15 protein-coding genes and 3 pseudogenes are annotated in these 17,451 nt (G+C 69.4%); 8 read left to right on the forward strand and 10 right to left on the reverse strand.

Annotated elements, in window-relative coordinates; all coding sequences use genetic code 11:
- Positions 1-82 precede the first annotated feature (82 nt).
- Positions 83-2,023 (reverse strand): hypothetical protein, encoded by a 1,941-nt coding sequence (locus ABZ893_RS00890; protein ID WP_361394638.1) that lies wholly within the window; start codon positions 2,021-2,023, stop codon positions 83-85.
- 405 nt (positions 2,024-2,428) lie between these two features.
- Complete coding sequence (locus tag ABZ893_RS00895; protein WP_361394641.1) at positions 2,429-2,542, reverse strand: ribosomal protein bL36; 114 nt, start codon at positions 2,540-2,542, stop codon at positions 2,429-2,431.
- A gap of 127 nt (positions 2,543-2,669) precedes the next feature.
- Here ABZ893_RS00895 and ABZ893_RS00900 point away from each other — a divergent pair, with 127 nt between their 5' ends.
- The 3 genes and pseudogenes from ABZ893_RS00900 to ABZ893_RS00910 form a co-directional block, all read left to right on the forward strand.
- Positions 2,670-3,743, forward strand: coding sequence for an NAD(+)/NADH kinase (locus ABZ893_RS00900; RefSeq protein WP_361394644.1), 1,074 nt, complete (start codon positions 2,670-2,672; stop codon positions 3,741-3,743).
- 72 nt (positions 3,744-3,815) lie between these two features.
- Positions 3,816-3,905, forward strand: a pseudogene (locus tag ABZ893_RS00905) (IS5/IS1182 family transposase); the annotation flags it as partial.
- A gap of 23 nt (positions 3,906-3,928) precedes the next feature.
- A pseudogene (locus ABZ893_RS00910) lies at positions 3,929-4,033 on the forward strand (IS5/IS1182 family transposase); the annotation flags it as partial.
- An 18-nt stretch (positions 4,034-4,051) separates the two neighbouring features.
- Here ABZ893_RS00910 and ABZ893_RS00915 read toward each other — a convergent pair.
- The 5 genes from ABZ893_RS00915 to ABZ893_RS00935 all read right to left on the reverse strand — a co-directional run bounded on the left by ABZ893_RS00915 (position 4,052) and on the right by ABZ893_RS00935 (position 9,040).
- Complete coding sequence (locus ABZ893_RS00915) at positions 4,052-4,549, reverse strand: DUF1877 family protein (RefSeq protein ID WP_361394646.1); 498 nt, start codon at positions 4,547-4,549, stop codon at positions 4,052-4,054.
- 284 nt (positions 4,550-4,833) lie between these two features.
- Positions 4,834-5,604, reverse strand: coding sequence for a transposase family protein (locus ABZ893_RS00920; protein WP_361394650.1), 771 nt, complete (start codon positions 5,602-5,604; stop codon positions 4,834-4,836).
- A 459-nt stretch (positions 5,605-6,063) separates the two neighbouring features.
- Positions 6,064-7,173, reverse strand: a complete 1,110-nt coding sequence (locus ABZ893_RS00925; RefSeq protein WP_361394653.1) for an ABC transporter substrate-binding protein — start codon at positions 7,171-7,173, stop codon at positions 6,064-6,066.
- A gap of 131 nt (positions 7,174-7,304) precedes the next feature.
- A complete protein-coding gene (locus tag ABZ893_RS00930) occupies positions 7,305-8,183 on the reverse strand; it encodes an ABC transporter permease (RefSeq protein ID WP_361394656.1) in 879 nt (292 codons plus the stop codon).
- Entirely contained in the window at positions 8,180-9,040 is an 861-nt protein-coding gene (locus tag ABZ893_RS00935) for an ABC transporter ATP-binding protein (RefSeq protein WP_361394660.1), read from the reverse strand. Before ABZ893_RS00935 ends, ABZ893_RS00930 begins: the two co-directional genes overlap by 4 nt.
- 298 nt (positions 9,041-9,338) lie before the next feature.
- On the opposite strand from ABZ893_RS00935, the gene ABZ893_RS00940 reads away from it, so the two are divergent.
- Both ABZ893_RS00940 and ABZ893_RS00945 read left to right on the forward strand, forming a co-directional pair.
- Positions 9,339-10,997, forward strand: a complete 1,659-nt coding sequence (locus ABZ893_RS00940; protein ID WP_361396029.1) for a sensor histidine kinase — start codon at positions 9,339-9,341, stop codon at positions 10,995-10,997.
- Positions 10,994-11,683 (forward strand): response regulator, encoded by a 690-nt coding sequence (locus ABZ893_RS00945; RefSeq protein ID WP_361394662.1) that lies wholly within the window; start codon positions 10,994-10,996, stop codon positions 11,681-11,683. The genes ABZ893_RS00940 and ABZ893_RS00945 overlap by 4 nt, the downstream gene beginning before the upstream one ends.
- Positions 11,684-12,037: 354 nt before the next feature.
- On the opposite strand, the gene ABZ893_RS00950 is transcribed toward ABZ893_RS00945, so the two are convergent.
- Entirely contained in the window at positions 12,038-12,697 is a 660-nt protein-coding gene (locus ABZ893_RS00950; RefSeq protein WP_361394664.1) for an endonuclease, read from the reverse strand.
- Between the two features lie 218 nt (positions 12,698-12,915).
- Between ABZ893_RS00950 and ABZ893_RS00955 the strand changes: the two genes are divergently transcribed.
- Positions 12,916-13,575, forward strand: coding sequence for an NAD(P)H-dependent oxidoreductase (locus tag ABZ893_RS00955; RefSeq protein WP_361394667.1), 660 nt, complete (start codon positions 12,916-12,918; stop codon positions 13,573-13,575).
- Here the strand turns inward: ABZ893_RS00955 and ABZ893_RS00960 are convergent.
- Entirely contained in the window at positions 13,553-15,844 is a 2,292-nt protein-coding gene (locus tag ABZ893_RS00960; RefSeq protein ID WP_361394670.1) for a LuxR C-terminal-related transcriptional regulator, read from the reverse strand. The genes ABZ893_RS00955 and ABZ893_RS00960 overlap by 23 nt on opposite strands.
- Before the next feature lie 26 nt (positions 15,845-15,870).
- On the opposite strand from ABZ893_RS00960, the pseudogene ABZ893_RS00965 reads away from it, so the two are divergent.
- Positions 15,871-15,963: pseudogene (locus tag ABZ893_RS00965) on the forward strand (ribosomal protein bL36); the annotation flags it as partial.
- Positions 15,964-16,018: 55 nt separating this feature from the next.
- Here the strand turns inward: ABZ893_RS00965 and ABZ893_RS00970 are convergent.
- Complete coding sequence (locus ABZ893_RS00970) at positions 16,019-16,375, reverse strand: UBP-type zinc finger domain-containing protein (protein ID WP_361394673.1); 357 nt, start codon at positions 16,373-16,375, stop codon at positions 16,019-16,021.
- A 313-nt stretch (positions 16,376-16,688) separates the two neighbouring features.
- Between ABZ893_RS00970 and ABZ893_RS00975 the strand changes: the two genes are divergently transcribed.
- Positions 16,689-17,387: an alpha/beta hydrolase gene (locus ABZ893_RS00975; protein WP_361394676.1), complete on the forward strand. Its 699-nt coding sequence runs from the start codon at positions 16,689-16,691 to the stop codon at positions 17,385-17,387.
- Positions 17,388-17,451: the final 64 nt, after the last annotated feature.

Consider the following 17,451-nt stretch of genomic DNA (forward strand, 5'->3'; position numbering starts at 1 on the left):
GGTGGCCGGCCTGGGCCGGAGCGGTCGGGTGCACGGTGCGCAATAGGCGGCCACTCATGAAACGACTGTGGCCGCGCTGGCACTACCAGTCGTCCGGTGAGAGGTGGCTGGATTCTCCACCGACCAGGTCCACGATGCAGGCGCGCAAATGCAGAGCTTCGTGGAACCAGATGGCGCCTGCCAGGAGCCAGCCGAGGTCGTACAGGGTGCTGCTGTGGAGGAATCTGTGCACGAGCAGGGCGATCGCTCCGGCGAACTCGCTCGCCGGGGTCCGGTCCGCCCCCGGGCAGCCCGGGTCGTCGTCGTGGACCCGGGCGCCGGTGATGTACTGAGTGATGGCGCAAGCCGCCCCCGCCGGTGCCGGGAGTGCAGCGTGCACTACAGCGCCCCAGGAGGGTAGCCGACCGCAGCGGTCGCACCGGTCGTGGTCGCCTGTCGACAGCAGCCCGTCACGCCCGAGCCGGTCGTACGCCCGGTCACAGAGCTCCTGCTCCACCGCAGCCCAGTCGTCCCGGTTGGCCTGGAGTGCCGGCCAGCGGCGTGCGACCCAGTCGCGGGGCAACCCGGCTGCCCGCTGCGGGATGCGGTGACGCCCGTTCGCGGCCTGCCATACCGAGGTCCACGCCGCTGCCTGGGCAGCCGGGGTGTTCGGCCTGCTTCTGGCAGCTGCCAGAAGGGAGCGGGAGATCGCCCGGTATACGGCCTGTGCCCCGGGCCGGCCGGGGATCGCTTCGAGTCCCGCGCCGACCAGCAGGCCGTTGCTGATCACGCGGTGGCGCAGGTCGCTGCCCAGGTCGCTGTACCCATTGAAGACCTGGGCCAGCGCGGTGTCGTCCAGGGACTTCTCGTCGGCGTCGTGCTGCAGGGCGAGATGGGGCACGGTGCTGTCCACGGTGAGGAACATCTGTCGTTCCGCGTTGCTCATCACGTCGTAGCGTGGCACCTCGTGATGGCCGCCCGGCCGCTGCTGGGCCGTTTCGCTGAACGCCATCCACACGCCCTCCAGGGCGAGGGCGACGGCGGATTCGCGCAGGCGTGGATCCCCGGCCCAGCGCAGCATCTCCTGACGCTCGGCCGCGGCATGAAGTTCTCCACCGGGGCCCGCCAGCGACGCCTTGGTGATGTGCACGTCCTCTTGGTAGGCGAAGATCGCAGTGCGGCTTGCTCCAATAGGGTCACCGTCCACTACCAGCCGCCAGCACGGGGCCATGGTCACCACCGGGACCCCGTGCACGCGGGAAGCGAGCGGACCCTGGAAGTCCCACACTGCGACGGCGTGTCCCCACAGTCCGCCTTCGTGCTGCGGTGGGCGGGTCTTGGTCGCGTCCAGGGCGCGCGCTGCGATGCCCCTCGACCGCGCCGCGCGTATCAGAGCCGACTGGGTGGCCGACCGTTCCAGCTCGTCCCAGGTCAATCCTGGCTGGATGGACGGCGGATGGGCGGCGCACCATGCCGACAGGCAGGGCTCGTCAGCGGTGCAGCCGCAGTCGGGGGCGGGGGCGGGGCGCTGCCGGCCGGTGTTCGGGTGCCGGTGCCAGCGGGCGACCGCGCGCCGACCGGGGCAGGAGTTACCTTCCGCGTCGGCGGCGGGAGTGGGGGCGTCGTCAGGGGGCTCCGCCCCTGGGCCGGGTGTCAGCGCCCGGAGCATGGCCCGCCCTGCCCGTTCGAACAGCCCGGCGATGCCCTGGTCGTCGTCGGCCGGCGCCTGCATAGCCCCCACCAGCAGTGTCATACGCCGCTGCCACGCTCTTGTTGCATCATCGTCCCGTAAGGCGGACGAGTTGGCGTTCTCGATCGGCGCCGGCGCTTCAGCGGGGTAGCTCAGGTACACCCGCGGCTCTGTCGTTCCGGGGTCCGGGAGCGGGGTCAGGACTCGTTCGGGGCCGCGGAACTCCGCGACATCGTGCAGCGGAGCGGCCGGTGCCGCCACAACGTGCTGGTACAGCGTCACGCACGAGGGCTCCGGCTCGGCCCCTGACGTCTCCAGGCAGTCGTGCTGTTCTGTCCCCACGATCTCCGCCACGGCGTTCCCCTTCCAGGGGCGGGTTGAACGCTGTCAGGAGACCACGATCACGAAGGCAGCGAAAGACCTCTTGGTAGCAAGGCCCTTAATGACATACCGAAGGCCACAACGTCTTGGCACACGGCGTCGTACTTCTCGGCCTTGCCGGGCTCGGGCAGGGGACCGCAGGACTCCGTCCCGGCGGGAGCGGATGATGGGGGCGACCGTGGAAATCGATGTGCTCGCGCACCACCGTGGCACTGCTCATCCGCTCCCACGCTTTCTTCGCCGCTCACGGCATCCACCTGTCGTGCGGGTGGTCACTGACAACAGGCGCCAACTATGGTCAGCAATCCGGAGCGAAAATCAGCGTGGCACAGCCTCCAAACGAGAGTGTGCCACGGCCAATTCACCGAAGGCCTGCGCTCAACCTTGGCGGGCCTTGTAGCGCGGGTCGCGCCGGTTCAGTACAAGGGTCTGGCCCCGACGGCGAACGGCTTGGACTCCGGGCTTTTTCAGGGCGCGAAGAGAATTGCGCACCTTCGTTCGATCGCCCTTCCTCGGCTCAACACGGCAGACGGCGTCGCGGCTAACACGACACGATGAGCCCAAGGCTTGTTCCTCTTATGGCAAGCCAGTCGGCTCAGCAAGCGTTAAGGACTTCCTCATGCCCGTAGACCGCATTGGTTTGGTCGTTCACCAAGGACGTCCCGAGGCCCTACGGGCGGCGCACACCGTAAGGGCCTGGGCTGAGCGGCACGGCATCCCTTCCACGGACATCGACGTCTGGTCAGACGACAGCCGGCGCCGGACCGGACGGGAGGAGGCTCACGCCGCCGGGGATCCCGACCTGATCGTCACCCTGGGCGGCGACGGGACCTTCCTTCGCGGCGCCCGGATCGCCGTCAAGACCGGCGCGAGTGTGCTCGGCGTCGACCTCGGCAAGGTCGGCTTCCTCACCGAGGTCCGCGTCGGCGACGTCGTCACCGCACTCGACGCCGCCCATACCGGGCAGGCCCTGGTGGAGGAACGCATGACGCTGACCATGCGCGCCTCCAGACCACCGGAACTGCCTGCGGAAATGGAGACCTTCCTCTGCTACGGGCGCGGCCCTGCCCTCCCGCCACCACCCGTACGACCGGAGAGCCCAGCGGGCGATGGCTGGGGCCTGGCCCTGGATGTCAACGCCCTCAACGACGTCGTCGTGGAGAAACTGGCCCGCGACCGTCAGGTCTCCGCCGGCGTCTACATCTCCGGCCGGCTACTGGCCGCCTACTCGGCCGACGCCCTCGTCGTCGCCACACCCACCGGCTCCACCGCCTACTCCTTCGCCGCCGGCGGGCCCGTGCTCTCGCCACACACGGACGCAGTCGTCTTCACACCGATCGCACCCCACATGACGTTCAACCGAACCGTCGTCGCCGCCCCCGACGAACCCGTCGCGCTGCGCATCCTCCCGCAGTCCGGCCGCGCCGCGGTCAGCATCGACGGCCAACCCCGCGGAGTACTCGACCCCGGCGACTGGATCGGCGTCTACCGCGCCCCCCAACGCGTGCGGCTGCTCCGCCTCCATCCCACCGACTTCTACGGCCGCCTACGCGACCGGTTTCACCTCACCGACGCACCCGCCACCGGCACCGGCGCCGATGGCGACACGGTCCCCTTCTTCCGCCCCGACTGCCCCATCCCCCCGGACCTGGCCGGCCTCCGCCTGCCACCAGGCACCACGGCCAGTCGCTGAACCCCCACTTCGCGATGGAGGATGACCGGCAGGAAGCAACCTGAATGTGCACGTGGCCCTGTGGGATGTATCGACGCCCACGGCCTGATCACCTGGGACCTCGACGTCGACTCCACCATCGTCCGGGCCCACCAGCACGCGGCTGGGACAAGGAAAAGGGGGATCTACAAAAGGAACCGCCCGGCATCAACCGGCTGAAGCGGCACCGGGCCGTCGCCACGCGATACGACAAACTCGCTGTCCGCTACGAAGCGACATTGCTGGTCGCCGCCATCAACGAATGGCTGTGAGCGGCATTCGACCACGTCTCAAGCCCACACCGCTCTGACCACGGTGTGGCCTGCTGCAGCCGCCCGCCCGTAGAACCTTTGCAGGCCCCTGTGATAGTCGAGGAACTCCTGCCTGACCTGCGCTTCGTCCCAGCCGGACCAGACGAGCTTGGCACCGGCGACGTTCCACAGTTCGTCGAACGAGACACGTGCGAGGAAGCCTGCGGCCTGTGACACCCCAGGCGGCTCCAGAATCCCCAGGGGCGGGTTGGAGGAGTCGGCATCGGCGCTGTGTGCCACGGGGCGCCCGCCGTAAATCGGCAGCTCCCAAGAGTCGTCGGCATCCGCATCGAGGACATTGGCAGCGGCATACAGGTCATTGACGGAGCCCCAGACCTTGTCGATCGACTCGGCGATGCCCGCTGCGTACTCGTCGGGGTGGTTCTCCCAAGCCTCCCGCATGAACGCTGCAAGCCAGGTGTGGTCGTCCCGGATCTCGGATTCCGTGACGGCGCGCATGTGCATGTGGATGCTCACGGCGACGAGTCCTCCCAGTTCAGCGGCCCGCCTGTCGGGCCGAACGGAGAGAACCTACTCGACGGCACTGACGGCGCGATGCCCGTCCCTCAACGCCGATATGCCCGGCTAACGCCAGGATGCCCGGCTCTGCCAGGACGCCCTCCGACACCCGAGCGCCGCGTGTCGTCGAGATCGAGCACTGCGGACAGGTGCACATCCGCACGGACTTTCGCAACAGGCCCTAAAGCGTGTTGCAGAAGGTCGTGTCCGGGCAGGTCAGGGCCGCTTGGGGGGTGCTCTGGTCACGTCGCGAGGGCGAGGTTGTGCATGTGGGCGACGGCCTGGACAGCGTGGTCAAGGCCGTTGCCGCGCTGGCGGCAGTCGCGGAGGATCTTGTAGTGCTTCATGCGGGCGAAGGCGTGCTCAACACGGGCCCGCACCCGTCGATGCTCGGCGTTGTCTTCCTCCTCGCCGGGCAACAGGGCTCTTCCCGGGCGTTGGCGGTGCGGGACGACGAGCCCGGTATTGATGTAGGCGCCGTCACCCAGCACGGTCATGCCTTCGCAGTGCTGGGCCAGGCCGGAGTTACGCCATGCCCTCGCGTCAGCGGTGTTCCCGAGAACGGGCCGGGCCGCAGCGACCACGAGTTTGGTGTCCGCGTCGATGATGACCTGCACGTTCGCCGAGAACCGGTAGTTGCGTGAGGAGGCGCCGACCTTTCGGTCGCGGACCGGGATCAGGGTGCCGTCCACGATCCGCAGTCGCTCGAGTGCGTCCGCGGGACGGGCGGCGGGCTCGATGGCCAGGAACGGTCGCAGCCGCTGAATGACCCGGCACACGGTTGCCGGCGAGCAGCCGAACAGCGGCGCGAGCTGCCGCATGGTGAGGTTCGTGCGGCAATACACCGCCACCAGCAGCACCCGGTCCGCCAGCGGCAGGCACCACGGGCGGCCGCCACCGGGCCCGTTCCCGCCCCGCTCCCGCACGACCTTCAGCAACCGCTCAAACTGCCGCATCCGCAGCCCAGTGAACGTCTCCACCCACAACGGCTCAGCCCTCAACACCCCACCCATACAAGGGAAATGCCCGAATCAAAACCTTCCGCAACACGCTTTAGGCTGCACCCGACCAGTAGAATTGCTGGTAATGCAGCAGTGTTACCCCGTCGCACCCTTGACGTCGCGAAGAACATCATGAAATGCCACGCCGACGTCCGGACCGGCCCTCATGGCGTCGCCGCCCTCCCGCTGCTCATCAGCGGAAGGGCAGACGGTGCCCCCTCTCCAACTGCCCCCAGCCTCTTCGGCAGGCGTCGTCGCTCCGGTCCGGGTGATCGACCTGTCGGCAGACGAAGACCAACAATCACATCAGGCGGCCGCCGACAGTCCTGCGTCCAAGATGCGTGCCGCCTTAGTGATGCTGCCCGGCATCAAGTGCCGGTACGTGCGATAGGTCTCCTCGATGCCGTCAGGGCCGACCGCATGGCCGCCCGGCCATCGTTCGCCGGGCGGCAAGGTGCGTGGGCAGGTAGGTCAGCCGTCGGCGCCGGCCGGGGTCGTGGTGGGGGTGAAGCCCTCCTTCTTGTTGGCGTTCAGGGCGAACTCGTTGGTGAACGTCTTGCTGAAGTCCACCGGTGTGGTCACCGTGCCGACCAGTTTCTCGGTGGCCAGCGCGGTCTTCGGGCCGCCCGCCGGCATGATTCCGTCGGGCAGGAACTGGCCCTTGTCCTCGTTCAGGGCCGTGATGTAGTCCGCCTTCGTGACCAGCTGGTTCTGCACGTACGACGCCGGCATCTTGTCGGCGATCTGGGCCGCGCTGTGCGTGTGGATCCAGTGCATGGTGGCCACGAGCGCGTCGACGACCCTCTGCACCGACTCCTTGTGCGAGTTCACCCAGTCGGTGCGTGCGAGCACGCTCGCGCCCGGGAACGCGCCTCCCAGCGCCGACTTGGCGCCGTCCGTGGTGGCCAGGTCGACGGCCGAGGTGCCGACCCCCTTCTTCTCGATCGCGGCGACGGTCGGCTGCGTCGTCATGACGCAGTCGGCCTTGCCGTTCTGCAGCGCGGCGACGGCCGTGGAGCCCGCGCCGACCGCGAGCCGGTGGAACTGGCTGGTCTTGACGCCCTTCGCCGCCGCCATGAACTGGGTGAGCGTGTCCGTGCCCGAGCCCAGGTCGGTGACGCCGAGCGTCTTGCCCTTGAAGTCGGCAGCCGACTTGACGCCACTCTTCTTGGTGCACATCTCCCGCTCGCCGGGCGCACCCGACAGCTGGACGACGTCCTCGACGGCCTTGCCCTTCGCCTGGAACTCGATCGTGTGGTTGTACCAGGCACCGGCCATGTCCACCTGGCCGGAGGCCATGGCCTCCTCGGCTCCGACACCGCCGTTCTGCTCGGTACTCAGCTCGACCTTGACGCCGTACTTCTTGTAGAAGCCGAGGCTCTCGGCGAGTTGGTAGGGCAGGTAGATCTGCTTGTCGATGCCGCCGACCATGAGCTTGACGGTCGGGGTGCCGCCGGAGCCGGACGAGGAGCCGCCGGCTCTGCCGGAATCGCCGGACTTCCCGGAGGTGCTGGAACACGCGGTGGCGGTACCGAGGGCGAGGGCGGTGATGACCGCTGCGGTGAGGGTTCGCTTGAGCATGGCGAGGCTTACACCTTTCGGGATTGCTGGTGCCGGTTCGGGATTGCTGGTGCCCGTTCGGGAATGCGAGGACGGAATTCTGGGCGGGAGGGAATTCTTGGAGCGGGGAATTCGGGAGAAGTGGGCCCGGGTCAGAGGGTGTTCGCCTCGGACGGGGCTGGCGGGCGCCAGGACAGCAGCCGGTGTTCGAGCTTGCCGATCAGCCACTCCGCGCCGAGCACGATCACCGCGATGACGAGCATCGTGGCGAACACGCCGTTGGGGTCGAAGTTGTTCTGCGCGGTCTTGATCACCAGGCCGAGCCCGCTCTGCGCACCGAGGACCTCGCCGACGAGCGCGCCGACGATGGCGAAGCCGAAGGCACTGTGCAGGCTGGCGATGATCCACGTCAGTGCGGAGGGCAGGATGACGTGCCGGGTGGTCTGCATCCGCGAGGCGCCGAGCACCTTGACGTTGGCGAGGACGTTGCGGTCGACCTCGCGTACGCCCTGGAAGGCGTTGAAGAAGACGATGAAGAACACCAGCACGGCGGCCAGCAGGATCTTCGGGGTGACACCGATACCGAAGGCGACGATGAAGATCGAGCCGAGGACGATACGCGGGATCGCGTTGACCATCTTGATGTACGGGCCGAGCACGTCGGAGAGGTAGCGGCTCTGCCCGAGCGCGACACCGAACACGATCCCGGTGAGGGAGCCGATGACGAAGCCGACGAGCGCCTCCTGGATGGTGGTCCAGATGTTGGCGTAGAAGGAGCCGAACTGGGTGCCGTGCTGGAAGAGGTCGATCAGCCGTTGCCAGATGCCCGACGGCTGCCCGAAGAAGAACGGGTCGACGATGCCCCAGGTGGTGAACGCCTGCCAGCCGCCGATCACGAAGACCGCGAGGCCGATACGGCCCGCCCACACCCGGGCGACACGACGCCGCGCGGCACGCTGCGCGTCACTCACGCCCGGACCCTTGCCGCCGTCGGACACGGGCACCGCCGCAACGGTGGACGTCGTACTCATTCCTTGCCTCCTGCGGTGAGTGCGTAGGCGCGCTCCACCTCTTCGCGCAGCGTGTCCCAGATCTGGTGCTGGAGTTCGATGAAACGGGGCTGGAAGCGGATCTCCTGGACCGAGCCGCGGGGGCGGGGCAGGTCGATGTCGAAGACCGCCTTGACCGAGCCGGGGCTGGAGGTCATCACGACCACCCGGTCGGCCAGTGCCACCGCCTCGTCCAGGTCGTGGGTGATGAAGATGACGGAGGGGCGGATCTGCTCCCACAGGCTCAGCAGCTCGGTCGACATGATCGCCTTGGTCTGCACGTCGAGGGCGCCGAACGGCTCGTCCATGATCAGGATCTTGGGTTCGTTGATCAGGGCCGCAGCCATCGCCACGCGCTTGCGCATACCGCCTGACAGCTGGTGGGGGTAACGGTCCTCGAACCCGGTGAGGCCGACCCGGCGCAGCCAGTCGCGCGCCGAAGCCTGTGCCTGCTGCTTGGGCACCCCACGGAAGACGGGGCCCATCAGCACATTGCCGAGAACGGTCTTCCACGGCAGGAGTGCGTCGGCCTGGAACATGAAGCTGACGCCGTCGGTGATGCCGTCCACCTCGCGGCCGCCGACCTTGACCGAGCCTTCGCTCGGCCGATCGAGACCGGACACCAGGCCCAGCGTGGTCGACTTGCCGCAGCCGGTGGGACCCACCACGGCGCAGAACTGGCCCGGCTCCACGGCGAACGACACGCCTTGCAGCGCGGTGAACACCTCTCCGGCAGGGGTCAGGAATCGCTTGGTGAGTCCGGAGATCTCGATGCGCGCGTCCGCATGGTCCGCCGCACCGGCGCCCGGGCTCGTCGCGACATCATTTCGCGAAGCCATGTGGGGCCGCTTCCTTTCGCTTCTCGGATTTCCTCGGGAATACGCCGGAGGCCCTCTCGGGGGGAATTCCCGGTGGCCTCTCGGTTCGAGGAATGCAGACGCTAGAGGCAGCCACGTATGACGTCGACGTTTCCGAGCTATCTCGCGATGGTTGCGTAAAGGGGGCTTCTGCTCGTTCTGCTCAGCACACGGCCTATGGGCAGCGTCTCGGGCATGAGGCACAATCACGCCACCCGGGCATCAGCGTGGCCGGCCCGGCATCTCGCACCACCGGCACGAAGAGGCACCCGTGAGACCCATGCGATTGTGGACGGACCGCGGTGGAAAGCAGAGGCTCTCCACCCGGATCTTCGCCAACCAGCTGGTCATCCTCGCGCTCACCGGACTGATCGGCTACGTCCTGTTCGCCTTCGCGCAGCGGGCCGAACTCGACCGCTCCTACGAGCAGCGGGCCCTGGACATCGCCCAGACCACGGCCGCGGAGCCGCAGGTCAGGCAGGCGATGGAGGACGGAGGCGGCGGAGACGTCGTACAGACGGTCGCTGAACGGATCCGCCGGGCGTCCGGGGCCTCGTACGTGGTCGTGATCGACCTGCGCGGCGTACGGCACTCGCACCCCATCCCGGACCTGATCGGTGACCCGGTGACCGAACCGGTCGTGGTGAAGGACGGCCGCACGCACGTCGGCACCGATCAGGGCGCGACCGGACGATCGGCCAACGGCAAGGCTCCCCTGTACGGGCCGTCCGGCGCGTTGATCGGCGAGGTGTCGGTGGGCCTCCCGGAACACGACGTGCTCGGCGAGCTGTGGCACGAGCTGCCCACGTTCGCGCTGTACGCCGCGATCGCCACCGCGATCGGTGCGGCAGCGGCCTTTCTGCTGGCGCGGCGGTTGAAGCGGACCACGTTCGGCCTGGAGCTGGAGGAGATCGCCGGCCTGTTGCAGGACCGCGAGGCGATGCTGCACGGCATCCGGGAGGGCGTCGTCGCCTTCGCCCCCGACGGCAGAATCACCGTCGTGAACGACGAGGCCCGGCGGCTGCTCGGCCTGGGCAGCGCGCTCGGCCACCGGCTCGAGGAGGTGCTGCCCGACGGCCGGCTGCGCCGCGCCCTGGACGGCACCCTGACCGGCAGCGACGTCAGCGTCCTGACCGACGATCACTGCCTCGTCGTCAACCACATGCCGGTCGCCCTGCAAGGCCGTGAACTGGGCGCCGTGGTCACCGTACGCGACCGCACCGAGCTGATCGGCCTGCTGCGCGAACTCGACTCCGTACGCGGACTGACCGACGCCCTGCGGGCCCAGCAGCACGAGTTCACCAACCGGATGCACACCGTGGCCGGATTGCTGGACATCGGCGAACACGAGTCCGCGTACGAGTACGCCATCGACACGGCCCGTTCCGGGCAGGCCCTGACCGAGGCCGTGCGCCAGCACATCGGCAACCCGCAGATGGTCGGGCTCATCGTCGCCAAGACCACCGTCGCCGCCGAACGCGGCGTTCGCATCTCCCTCACCGACGACTCCGCTCTCGGCGACCACCCGCCACACCTGCGGCGCCTGCTGACCATCGTCGGCAACCTCCTCGACAACGCCATCGACGCGACGGCCGAGGCACCACCCGCCACCGAGGGACGCAGGATCCGGCTGACAGTGACCGAAGGCGACGAGCTGATCGTCGTCCGGGTCGCGGACAACGGTCCCGGTATCGATCCGGGGACCGCTCAGTCGATCTTCGAAGACGGCTGGTCCACCCGCCCCGAACGGGACACCGCACGCCGCGGCCTGGGGCTGGCCCTGGTGCACCGCCTCGTGCAGCGGCACGGCGGCACCATCACGGTCAGCGAAGGACCGGGCGCGGTCTTCACGGCCCTACTGCCACAGCCGGGCATGTCACCGGCACCCCAGGCCGCACTGTTCACGGCCGCGTTCGCCGAGGGAGGCGACATCCGGTGATCCGCACCCTCGTGGTGGACGACGACTTCCGGGTCAGCCACATCCACAGTGACTACGTACGCCGGATCCAGGGCTTCGAAGTGGTCGGCGAGGCGGCGAACCTGGCCGAAGCACTGACAGCGGTCCGCACCCTGCGCCCGGACCTGCTGCTGCTCGACATCTTCCTCCCCGACGGCAGCGGACTCGATGTCCTGCGCCGGCTCAGTCAGGACGAGGACGGCACTCGCCCCGACGCCCTGATGATCACCGCCGACCACGACATCACGTCCGTCCGCGCCGCGATGAAACTCGGTGCGGTCGGCTACCTGGTGAAACCGTTCGGCTCCGCCGACCTCGCCGAACGACTGGGCGCCTACCGTCAGCTCCACGACCGCGTCGACGCCCTGAGCCGGACGAACACTGCCGAACAGGCCGACGTGGACGCCCTGTTCAGCGCCGCACGCCCACCCGCTGTCCCCCGGATCCCGGCCAAAGGCCACTCCGCGCCCACCCTCAGCACGATCCATCAGGCCCTGCGCACCGCCGGCAGCGCCCTGTCGGCCGCCGAAGCCGCAGAGGCGACCGGCGTCTCCCGCGCCACGGCCCAGCGCTACCTGTCCTACCTCGTCAAGGAGGGCACGGTCTGCCTCGAACTCCGCTACGGCACCAACGGCCGCCCCGAACACCGGTACCGGATGCGGGGCTGACGAGGCGACAAGGCGCAGGTCCGTGGACGGCTACGCACTCTCCGCGCTGTACGCGGCCGGGCCTATGCCACTCGGCGCGGCGCGCACCCCTGGGTCGACGAGGTCGAGCCGCGGCGACGCGGGGAGCTTGCGCTTGCCGTCCACCCGCGCTTCGACAGCGTCCGAGGGGCCGACCCGCACCCCCCGAGGGGCGAGCCTGCCTTTCGGCTTACGGCTTACGGCCTACGGCTGTTCTGTCGTCCATCGAAACCCGTTCTGTCGTGGTCCGCGCGCCGCGTGCCTGCCGGGAGCACGACCGTTGGTCACTCCAGCGCATCAGACACCTCAGCCGTCACACGCGGCTCAGCGGATGCCTCACCCAGCGTGTTCCAGGCAGTCCGCCACGACGTTCTTGTCCAGGGCTGCCCGTACCAGCGCCGAGGCCAAGGACGCGTTCGTCGTCGCGTCATCGGCGATCCGGACCAGCTCCGAGGCCCGCGGGGGCAATCCGAGCCGCTCGGCGCCCTGGAGCGCCTTGGAATCCACGAGAGGGCCGAACTCCGGCCATGCATCCTGGACTTCGCGGAGGAAGATGTCCGCTCCGACGGGGCCGATCCCGGGCAGTTCCGTCAGCAACCGCCGCAGCTCGTCCGCGTCGCCGTCCGCCCGCTCCCGCATCCTGCGCAAGTCTCCGGCCCAGCGGTCGATGAGGATCTGGGCGCCCTCACCCAGCTGGGTGGCCGTGCGTTCGTCGTAGCGGCGATATCCGCCCTGCCCGAGGGCGTCGACGCGCTGCTGCCAGGTGGCCTGGGTCATGCGTTTCGGGTCGTTCAGTCCGGCCTCGTACAACGCCCGCGACGTCGCCACCGCGACGGAGGCACGGATGCGAGCGCTGAGCAGATGCGCGAGCACGAGCGTCCGGTACAACGGCTGGGGCGTGTCCTTCAGGCGGATGCCCGCCTCCGCGGCATAGGTCTGCCCATGCCGGCTGAGCAGTTCCCGCATCACTTCCTTGTTCCTCGCGCTGCTGGTCATGGCTCCGCTGCTCCAAAGCGTGACGGCTCGGCCCGTAGCCGGCTGTCTCGCTCCCCGGGTGACCCTGGAGGGCTGGGCTATTCCTGACCGAGTAACTCGACCTCCCTCCGCTCGATGTCCGTGATCACCGCCACTCCACTCGCAGTGTGTCGTCCCGGGCGGCAGGCCGGGCGGGGGAAGACTGTCCCGGACGCCCCCGGGTGAGAAGGGAATGCACCATGGCCGAAGATGCTCGACCAGGACCCGTTCGGATTCTGGTGTTCGGCGCCGCACTGCGCGCCGGCTCGACCAACGCGCGGCTCGCCTCACTGGTGTCGAAGGTGATCGCCGAGACCGGTGCCGAGGTCGACCTGGCCAAGATGCGGGATTTCGACATGCCGCTCTACGACGGTGATGCGGAGGCCTCCGAGGGACTGCCCGCCGGCGCCCTGGCCCTGTGCGAAAGGATCAAGCGGTGCGACGCGTTCGTGATCGCGTCGCCCGAGTACAACGCCTCGGTTCCGGGAGCGCTGAAGAACGCCATCGACTGGGTCTCCCGGGTGCGACCGCAGCCGTTCAAGACCAAGCACGCGCTGCTGGTCTCCGCCTCTCCGTCGATGATCGGCGGGAACCGCGGTCTGTGGTCGCTGCGCGTCCCGCTGGAACACCTCGGGACACGCGTGTACCCCGACATGTTCAGCCTGCCCCGGGCGCACGAGGCCTTCGCCGAGGACGGCCGCCTTGTCCACTCCGGCTCTCAAGAACGGCTCACGGAGACCATCTGCGGGTTCATGCGCCTGGTACGTGCCGACGTGGAGTTCGTGTGCTTGCAGCGCCGCTGGTACGAGTTCCCCGGCGATCGCACCGACGCACCGGTCACCCACCGGAGCGAGGAATGACCCGCTCCGCTCGGTTCACCGTATTGGCCAGTTGGACGCGCGACTGGACGCCGAGTTTGCTGAAGGCCATGCGCAGGTGTGTGCCCACCGTATGTACCGAGACTCCGAGTTTGTCGGCGGCGGATCTGTTGGAGTGTCCGTCGGCGATGAGCAGAGCGACGCGCTGCTCGGCGGCGGTGAGGGAGGCCCATCCGGTCCTGGGTCGGGTGACGGCTCGGGGCCACTTCTTGCGGCGGGCGCCGGCCTCGCGCATCGCGTGCTGCACGCCGTCACGGTGGACTCGTGCGTCCATGCGGTGGTAGTCGCCCCATGCCCGGTCGAGCAGTTCGAGCCCGAGGTCGCGCTGCCCGTCAGCCAGGAGTGCGCGGCCGTAGCAGTCGGCGCCGAAAGCGCGCAGGATCGGCCGTGGGCTGCGGGCGAGGACCGCAGAGCTCTCGGCGAGCGTCGGCAGGTCGTGCTGCTGGCGCCCGCGAAGACTCAGGGCCACGCCTTCAAAACTGGCCACCCCGGGGTTTCGTTCGGCGGCGAGTTCGGCGACCTGGACGACGGTCTTGGTGAAGTCGCTGTCGGCCCCGGCGGTGCCGATCTCGAAGAAGAGGCCCATCCAGCACGGCCACATCGGCCAGTAGCTGCAGGAGTTGGTGGCGCCCGAGGCCACCGGCCCGAGCAGGTCGACGGCCTCCGCGGGCCGGCCCTGGGCGAAGGCGAGCCACCCGCGCATGACGGTCAGGCCGGGCCTGCGGACCTCGTCGTCCGCCTCGCTGAGGCGGTCGGCCTGCGCCAGGAGGGCCGCGGCGGCCGCGGTGTCGCCGCGGAGCAGCTCCAGGGAGGTCTGGACGATGATGGCGTCGAATACGTATACGCCGCTGCCGAGTTGCCGGCCGAGTTCCTGCAGTGTCTTCGCGGTGGAGTCGGCGTCGTCGCTGCGGCCGAGGTTGAAGTCCTGCCACATCTGGGCGGAGATGAGGGCGGGCAGGATCGAGCGGGTGCTGTTGCTGAAGTCCGATCTCACTTCGTCGAGCAGCAGTTGGGCGTGGTCGTAGCGGTCGAGGAACTGCAGAGCGGTGATCTCTTCGGCGAGTTGGTGGGGGCCGGCGAGGGCGCGCAGCTGGCGGAAGCTGACCAGGGCATCCTGGTGGCGGCCCTCGTTACGGGCGGCTTCGCCGACCGCGTGCAGGGCCATGGCGAGCGCGTCCTTGTCCCCCGTCGCCCTGGCGAGTTCGAGCGCGCCCGCGGCTTCGCGCGCGGCTTGTTCTCCCGTTCGTACTCTGGTGCCGGCCAGGGCCCGTGCGGCGGTGAGGCGCGCTCCTACGGCGGGGGTGAGGGTGCGTGTGGTGAGTACGGGTTCGTTGCGTGCGAGCAGTTCGTCCAGGCGGCCGCCGAGCCACAGGGCGCGAGCGGCCTCGCTCTCGATGGCGCCGATCAGGTTGGCATCGTCCACGTGGGCGAGGATCACGTCCGCGGCGGCCAGGGCTTCTCCGGCGCGCTGGGTCCGGCGCAGCACGGACAGGCAGCGCCGGCCGACGTCGAGCCATTCCGGCTGCTGGGGGCGGACGGTGCGGAAGGCGAGGGCGGCCAGGTCGCCCGCGTCGTCCGGGCCGGCGGTGGCCAGTTCCTCGGCGGCCGCGATCAGGATCAGCGCGCCGGCCACGTCTCCGCTGGTGGCGGCCGCGCGGGCGTGCGGTGCGGCCAGGAGTGCCTGCCCGGCGTGCAGGTGGTGTTCGGCGAGCCGTCGGCGCAGGGTGCGTACGGCCCGGTCGGGCAGGGACACGTAGACCGCCTCGCGAACCAGGTCGTGGCGTGGTGTGAGGTTCTGGTCGGTTGAGGTGATGAGCCCGGATTCGAGTGCGGTCGCGAGCGCGCTGTCGCGCCCCGGGCCGGTCGGCTGCTCGGCCAGGCGCACGGCCTCTTGAACGGTGATGGTGCTGCCGCAGACGGCCACGAGTTCGACGAGGGCGCGGGCGCCTTCGGGGAGGTCCGCGAGCCTACGTGTGATGGTGGCGCCGAACTCCTCGGGAACGGTGTCGGGCTCTCCACGCGCGGCCGCTCGCGCGAGGTTGTCCAGGACGTCGATCGCCAGGAGCGGGTTGCCGGCCGATGCGTCGAGGAAGCGGCGCGTGCGTTCGTCGGGCAGCCGGCCCAGGCGGTCCTGGGCGATGGCCGCGAGGTCGGAGGAGGCCAGGGGCGTGAGCCGGATGCGCTCCAGACGTGCGGCTACGGAACCGAGGACATCGGCGTCGTCGTCGCGTGTGGCCAGCAGCCAGATCACGGGCAGGCCGAGCAGACGGGGGAGGAAAGGCCAAGCCGGGCGCGCAAGTGGTCCGCCGCCGCGGGAAGACCTTCGTCATCAACAAGCGGGACCCCCGGTTCAAGGCCCGCCAGGGATGACACCCGCTCGGGAGGCCCCGGACGGCGCGCGATCACCACGCGCCGTCCGGGGCCTTCAGCCTTCGCCGAGCCGGTCGGCCCAGTCTGTGGGCACCCGGCCGGCCGGGCCGGGGACCGGCTGATCGGCGGGGTGGCTCGTCGGCGCGGCCAGCTCGGGGCCACTCTCGAAGTACTCGGACGTGGCGAAGTTCCAGAACCACTCCTCACCGGGCTCGAAGCTACGGATCACCGGGTGCCCGGTGGACTGCGCGTGCGCAGTGCCGTGCTTGGCCAGGGAGTCGTCACAGCAGCCGATGTGCCCGCACAGCGCACAGCGCCGCAGATGCACCCACCATCCACCGGCCTCATCGCACTCGACGCAGCCCGTGCCACTCGGCGGAACCGACGGATCGACAGCGTTCTCGGGAATCATGAGCTCTCCTTCAGGAGGGGTCTCGCCGGCTCACCTTCGCGCCCCGCGAACCAGGGCCGAAGACCGACAGTGCCATCGTCGCGCGCTACTACGGGGCGCGGCATCACCTGAATACATGACCGGGGCGGCTCAAGCCTCGCCCGGACGCCAACTCAGTGCCCACAAGGCAATCCAACAGGCTTCTGGCTGCCGTGCCGACCCCCTCACCTGTTCGCGTGATGGCGAGACATGGCGGGGAGGTGGTGGCCTGGATACAGCGTCGCGGATGAAAGGCCGGTTACGGCGTCCGCGAGGGAGCGCGGGAGGTGCGGCCGTGAGTGACCGGGGCGCGCAGACACAGTCGACCCGTGAGGGCGCCGGGCGCGGCCGTTCCGCGTCGGCGCACCTGATCGTGCTGCCCGGCGGCGGTTACGCCATGCACGCCGCGCACGAAGCGGAGCCGATCACGGCCTGGCTCGCCGGGCTGGGGCTGTCGGCGAGCGTCTTCCGGTACCCGCTCAACGTGCGGCATCCCGAGCCGCTCGTGGCGCTGAGGGCGGAGATCCGGCGCCGACGTGAACTGGGCGCCGACCGGATCGGGCTGGTCGGCTTCTCGGCCGGCGGCCACCTTGCCGGCCTGGCCGCTCTCTCACCCGGCGGCGACCCGCGTGAGTCCGTCGATTTCGCCGTCCTCGGCTACGCGATCACGTCGATGGAGACGGAGACGTACCGGCCCGCGCGCATCGTCCTGCTGGGCGAGGACGCAACGCCCGACCTGCGCCGGGCGACATCGCTCGACGCCCTCGTGACCGCAGCGTCACCGCCCTTCTTCATCTGGCACACCGCTGAGGACATCTATGTCCCTCCGGAGCACACCTACCGCCTCGCCGCGGCCCTGGCAGCGCACGATGTCCCGCACACCGTGCACGTGTTCGCCCACGGTCCGCACAGCCTCGGTCTGGCCGAAGGCAGCGGCGAGGCCGCCAACTGGACCAGATTCGCGGCGGCCTGGATCTCCGAGCAGATCCGCTGACCAACGGTCAGCCACACGTCCGGGCCTGCGCTCTCCTCCCCCATCACCCTCCCTTCCCGAAAGG

Source organism: Streptomyces sp. NPDC046821 (assembly GCF_040645335.1).
Taxonomy (GTDB): domain Bacteria; phylum Actinomycetota; class Actinomycetes; order Streptomycetales; family Streptomycetaceae; genus Streptomyces.

Coding starts and splice junctions, on each gene's coding strand:
- ABZ893_RS00930 (WP_361394656.1), bottom strand. CDS start 8,183: ATGAGTACGACGTCCACCGTTGCGGCGGTGCCCGTGTCCGACGGCGGC.
- ABZ893_RS00920 (WP_361394650.1), bottom strand. CDS start 5,604: ATGGGTGGGGTGTTGAGGGCTGAGCCGTTGTGGGTGGAGACGTTCACT.
- ABZ893_RS00970 (WP_361394673.1), bottom strand. CDS start 16,375: ATGATTCCCGAGAACGCTGTCGATCCGTCGGTTCCGCCGAGTGGCACG.
- ABZ893_RS00900 (WP_361394644.1), top strand. CDS start 2,670: ATGCCCGTAGACCGCATTGGTTTGGTCGTTCACCAAGGACGTCCCGAG.
- ABZ893_RS00950 (WP_361394664.1), bottom strand. CDS start 12,697: ATGACCAGCAGCGCGAGGAACAAGGAAGTGATGCGGGAACTGCTCAGC.
- ABZ893_RS00955 (WP_361394667.1), top strand. CDS start 12,916: ATGGCCGAAGATGCTCGACCAGGACCCGTTCGGATTCTGGTGTTCGGC.
- ABZ893_RS00925 (WP_361394653.1), bottom strand. CDS start 7,173: ATGCTCAAGCGAACCCTCACCGCAGCGGTCATCACCGCCCTCGCCCTC.
- ABZ893_RS00935 (WP_361394660.1), bottom strand. CDS start 9,040: ATGGCTTCGCGAAATGATGTCGCGACGAGCCCGGGCGCCGGTGCGGCG.
- ABZ893_RS00940 (WP_361396029.1), top strand. CDS start 9,339: ATGCGATTGTGGACGGACCGCGGTGGAAAGCAGAGGCTCTCCACCCGG.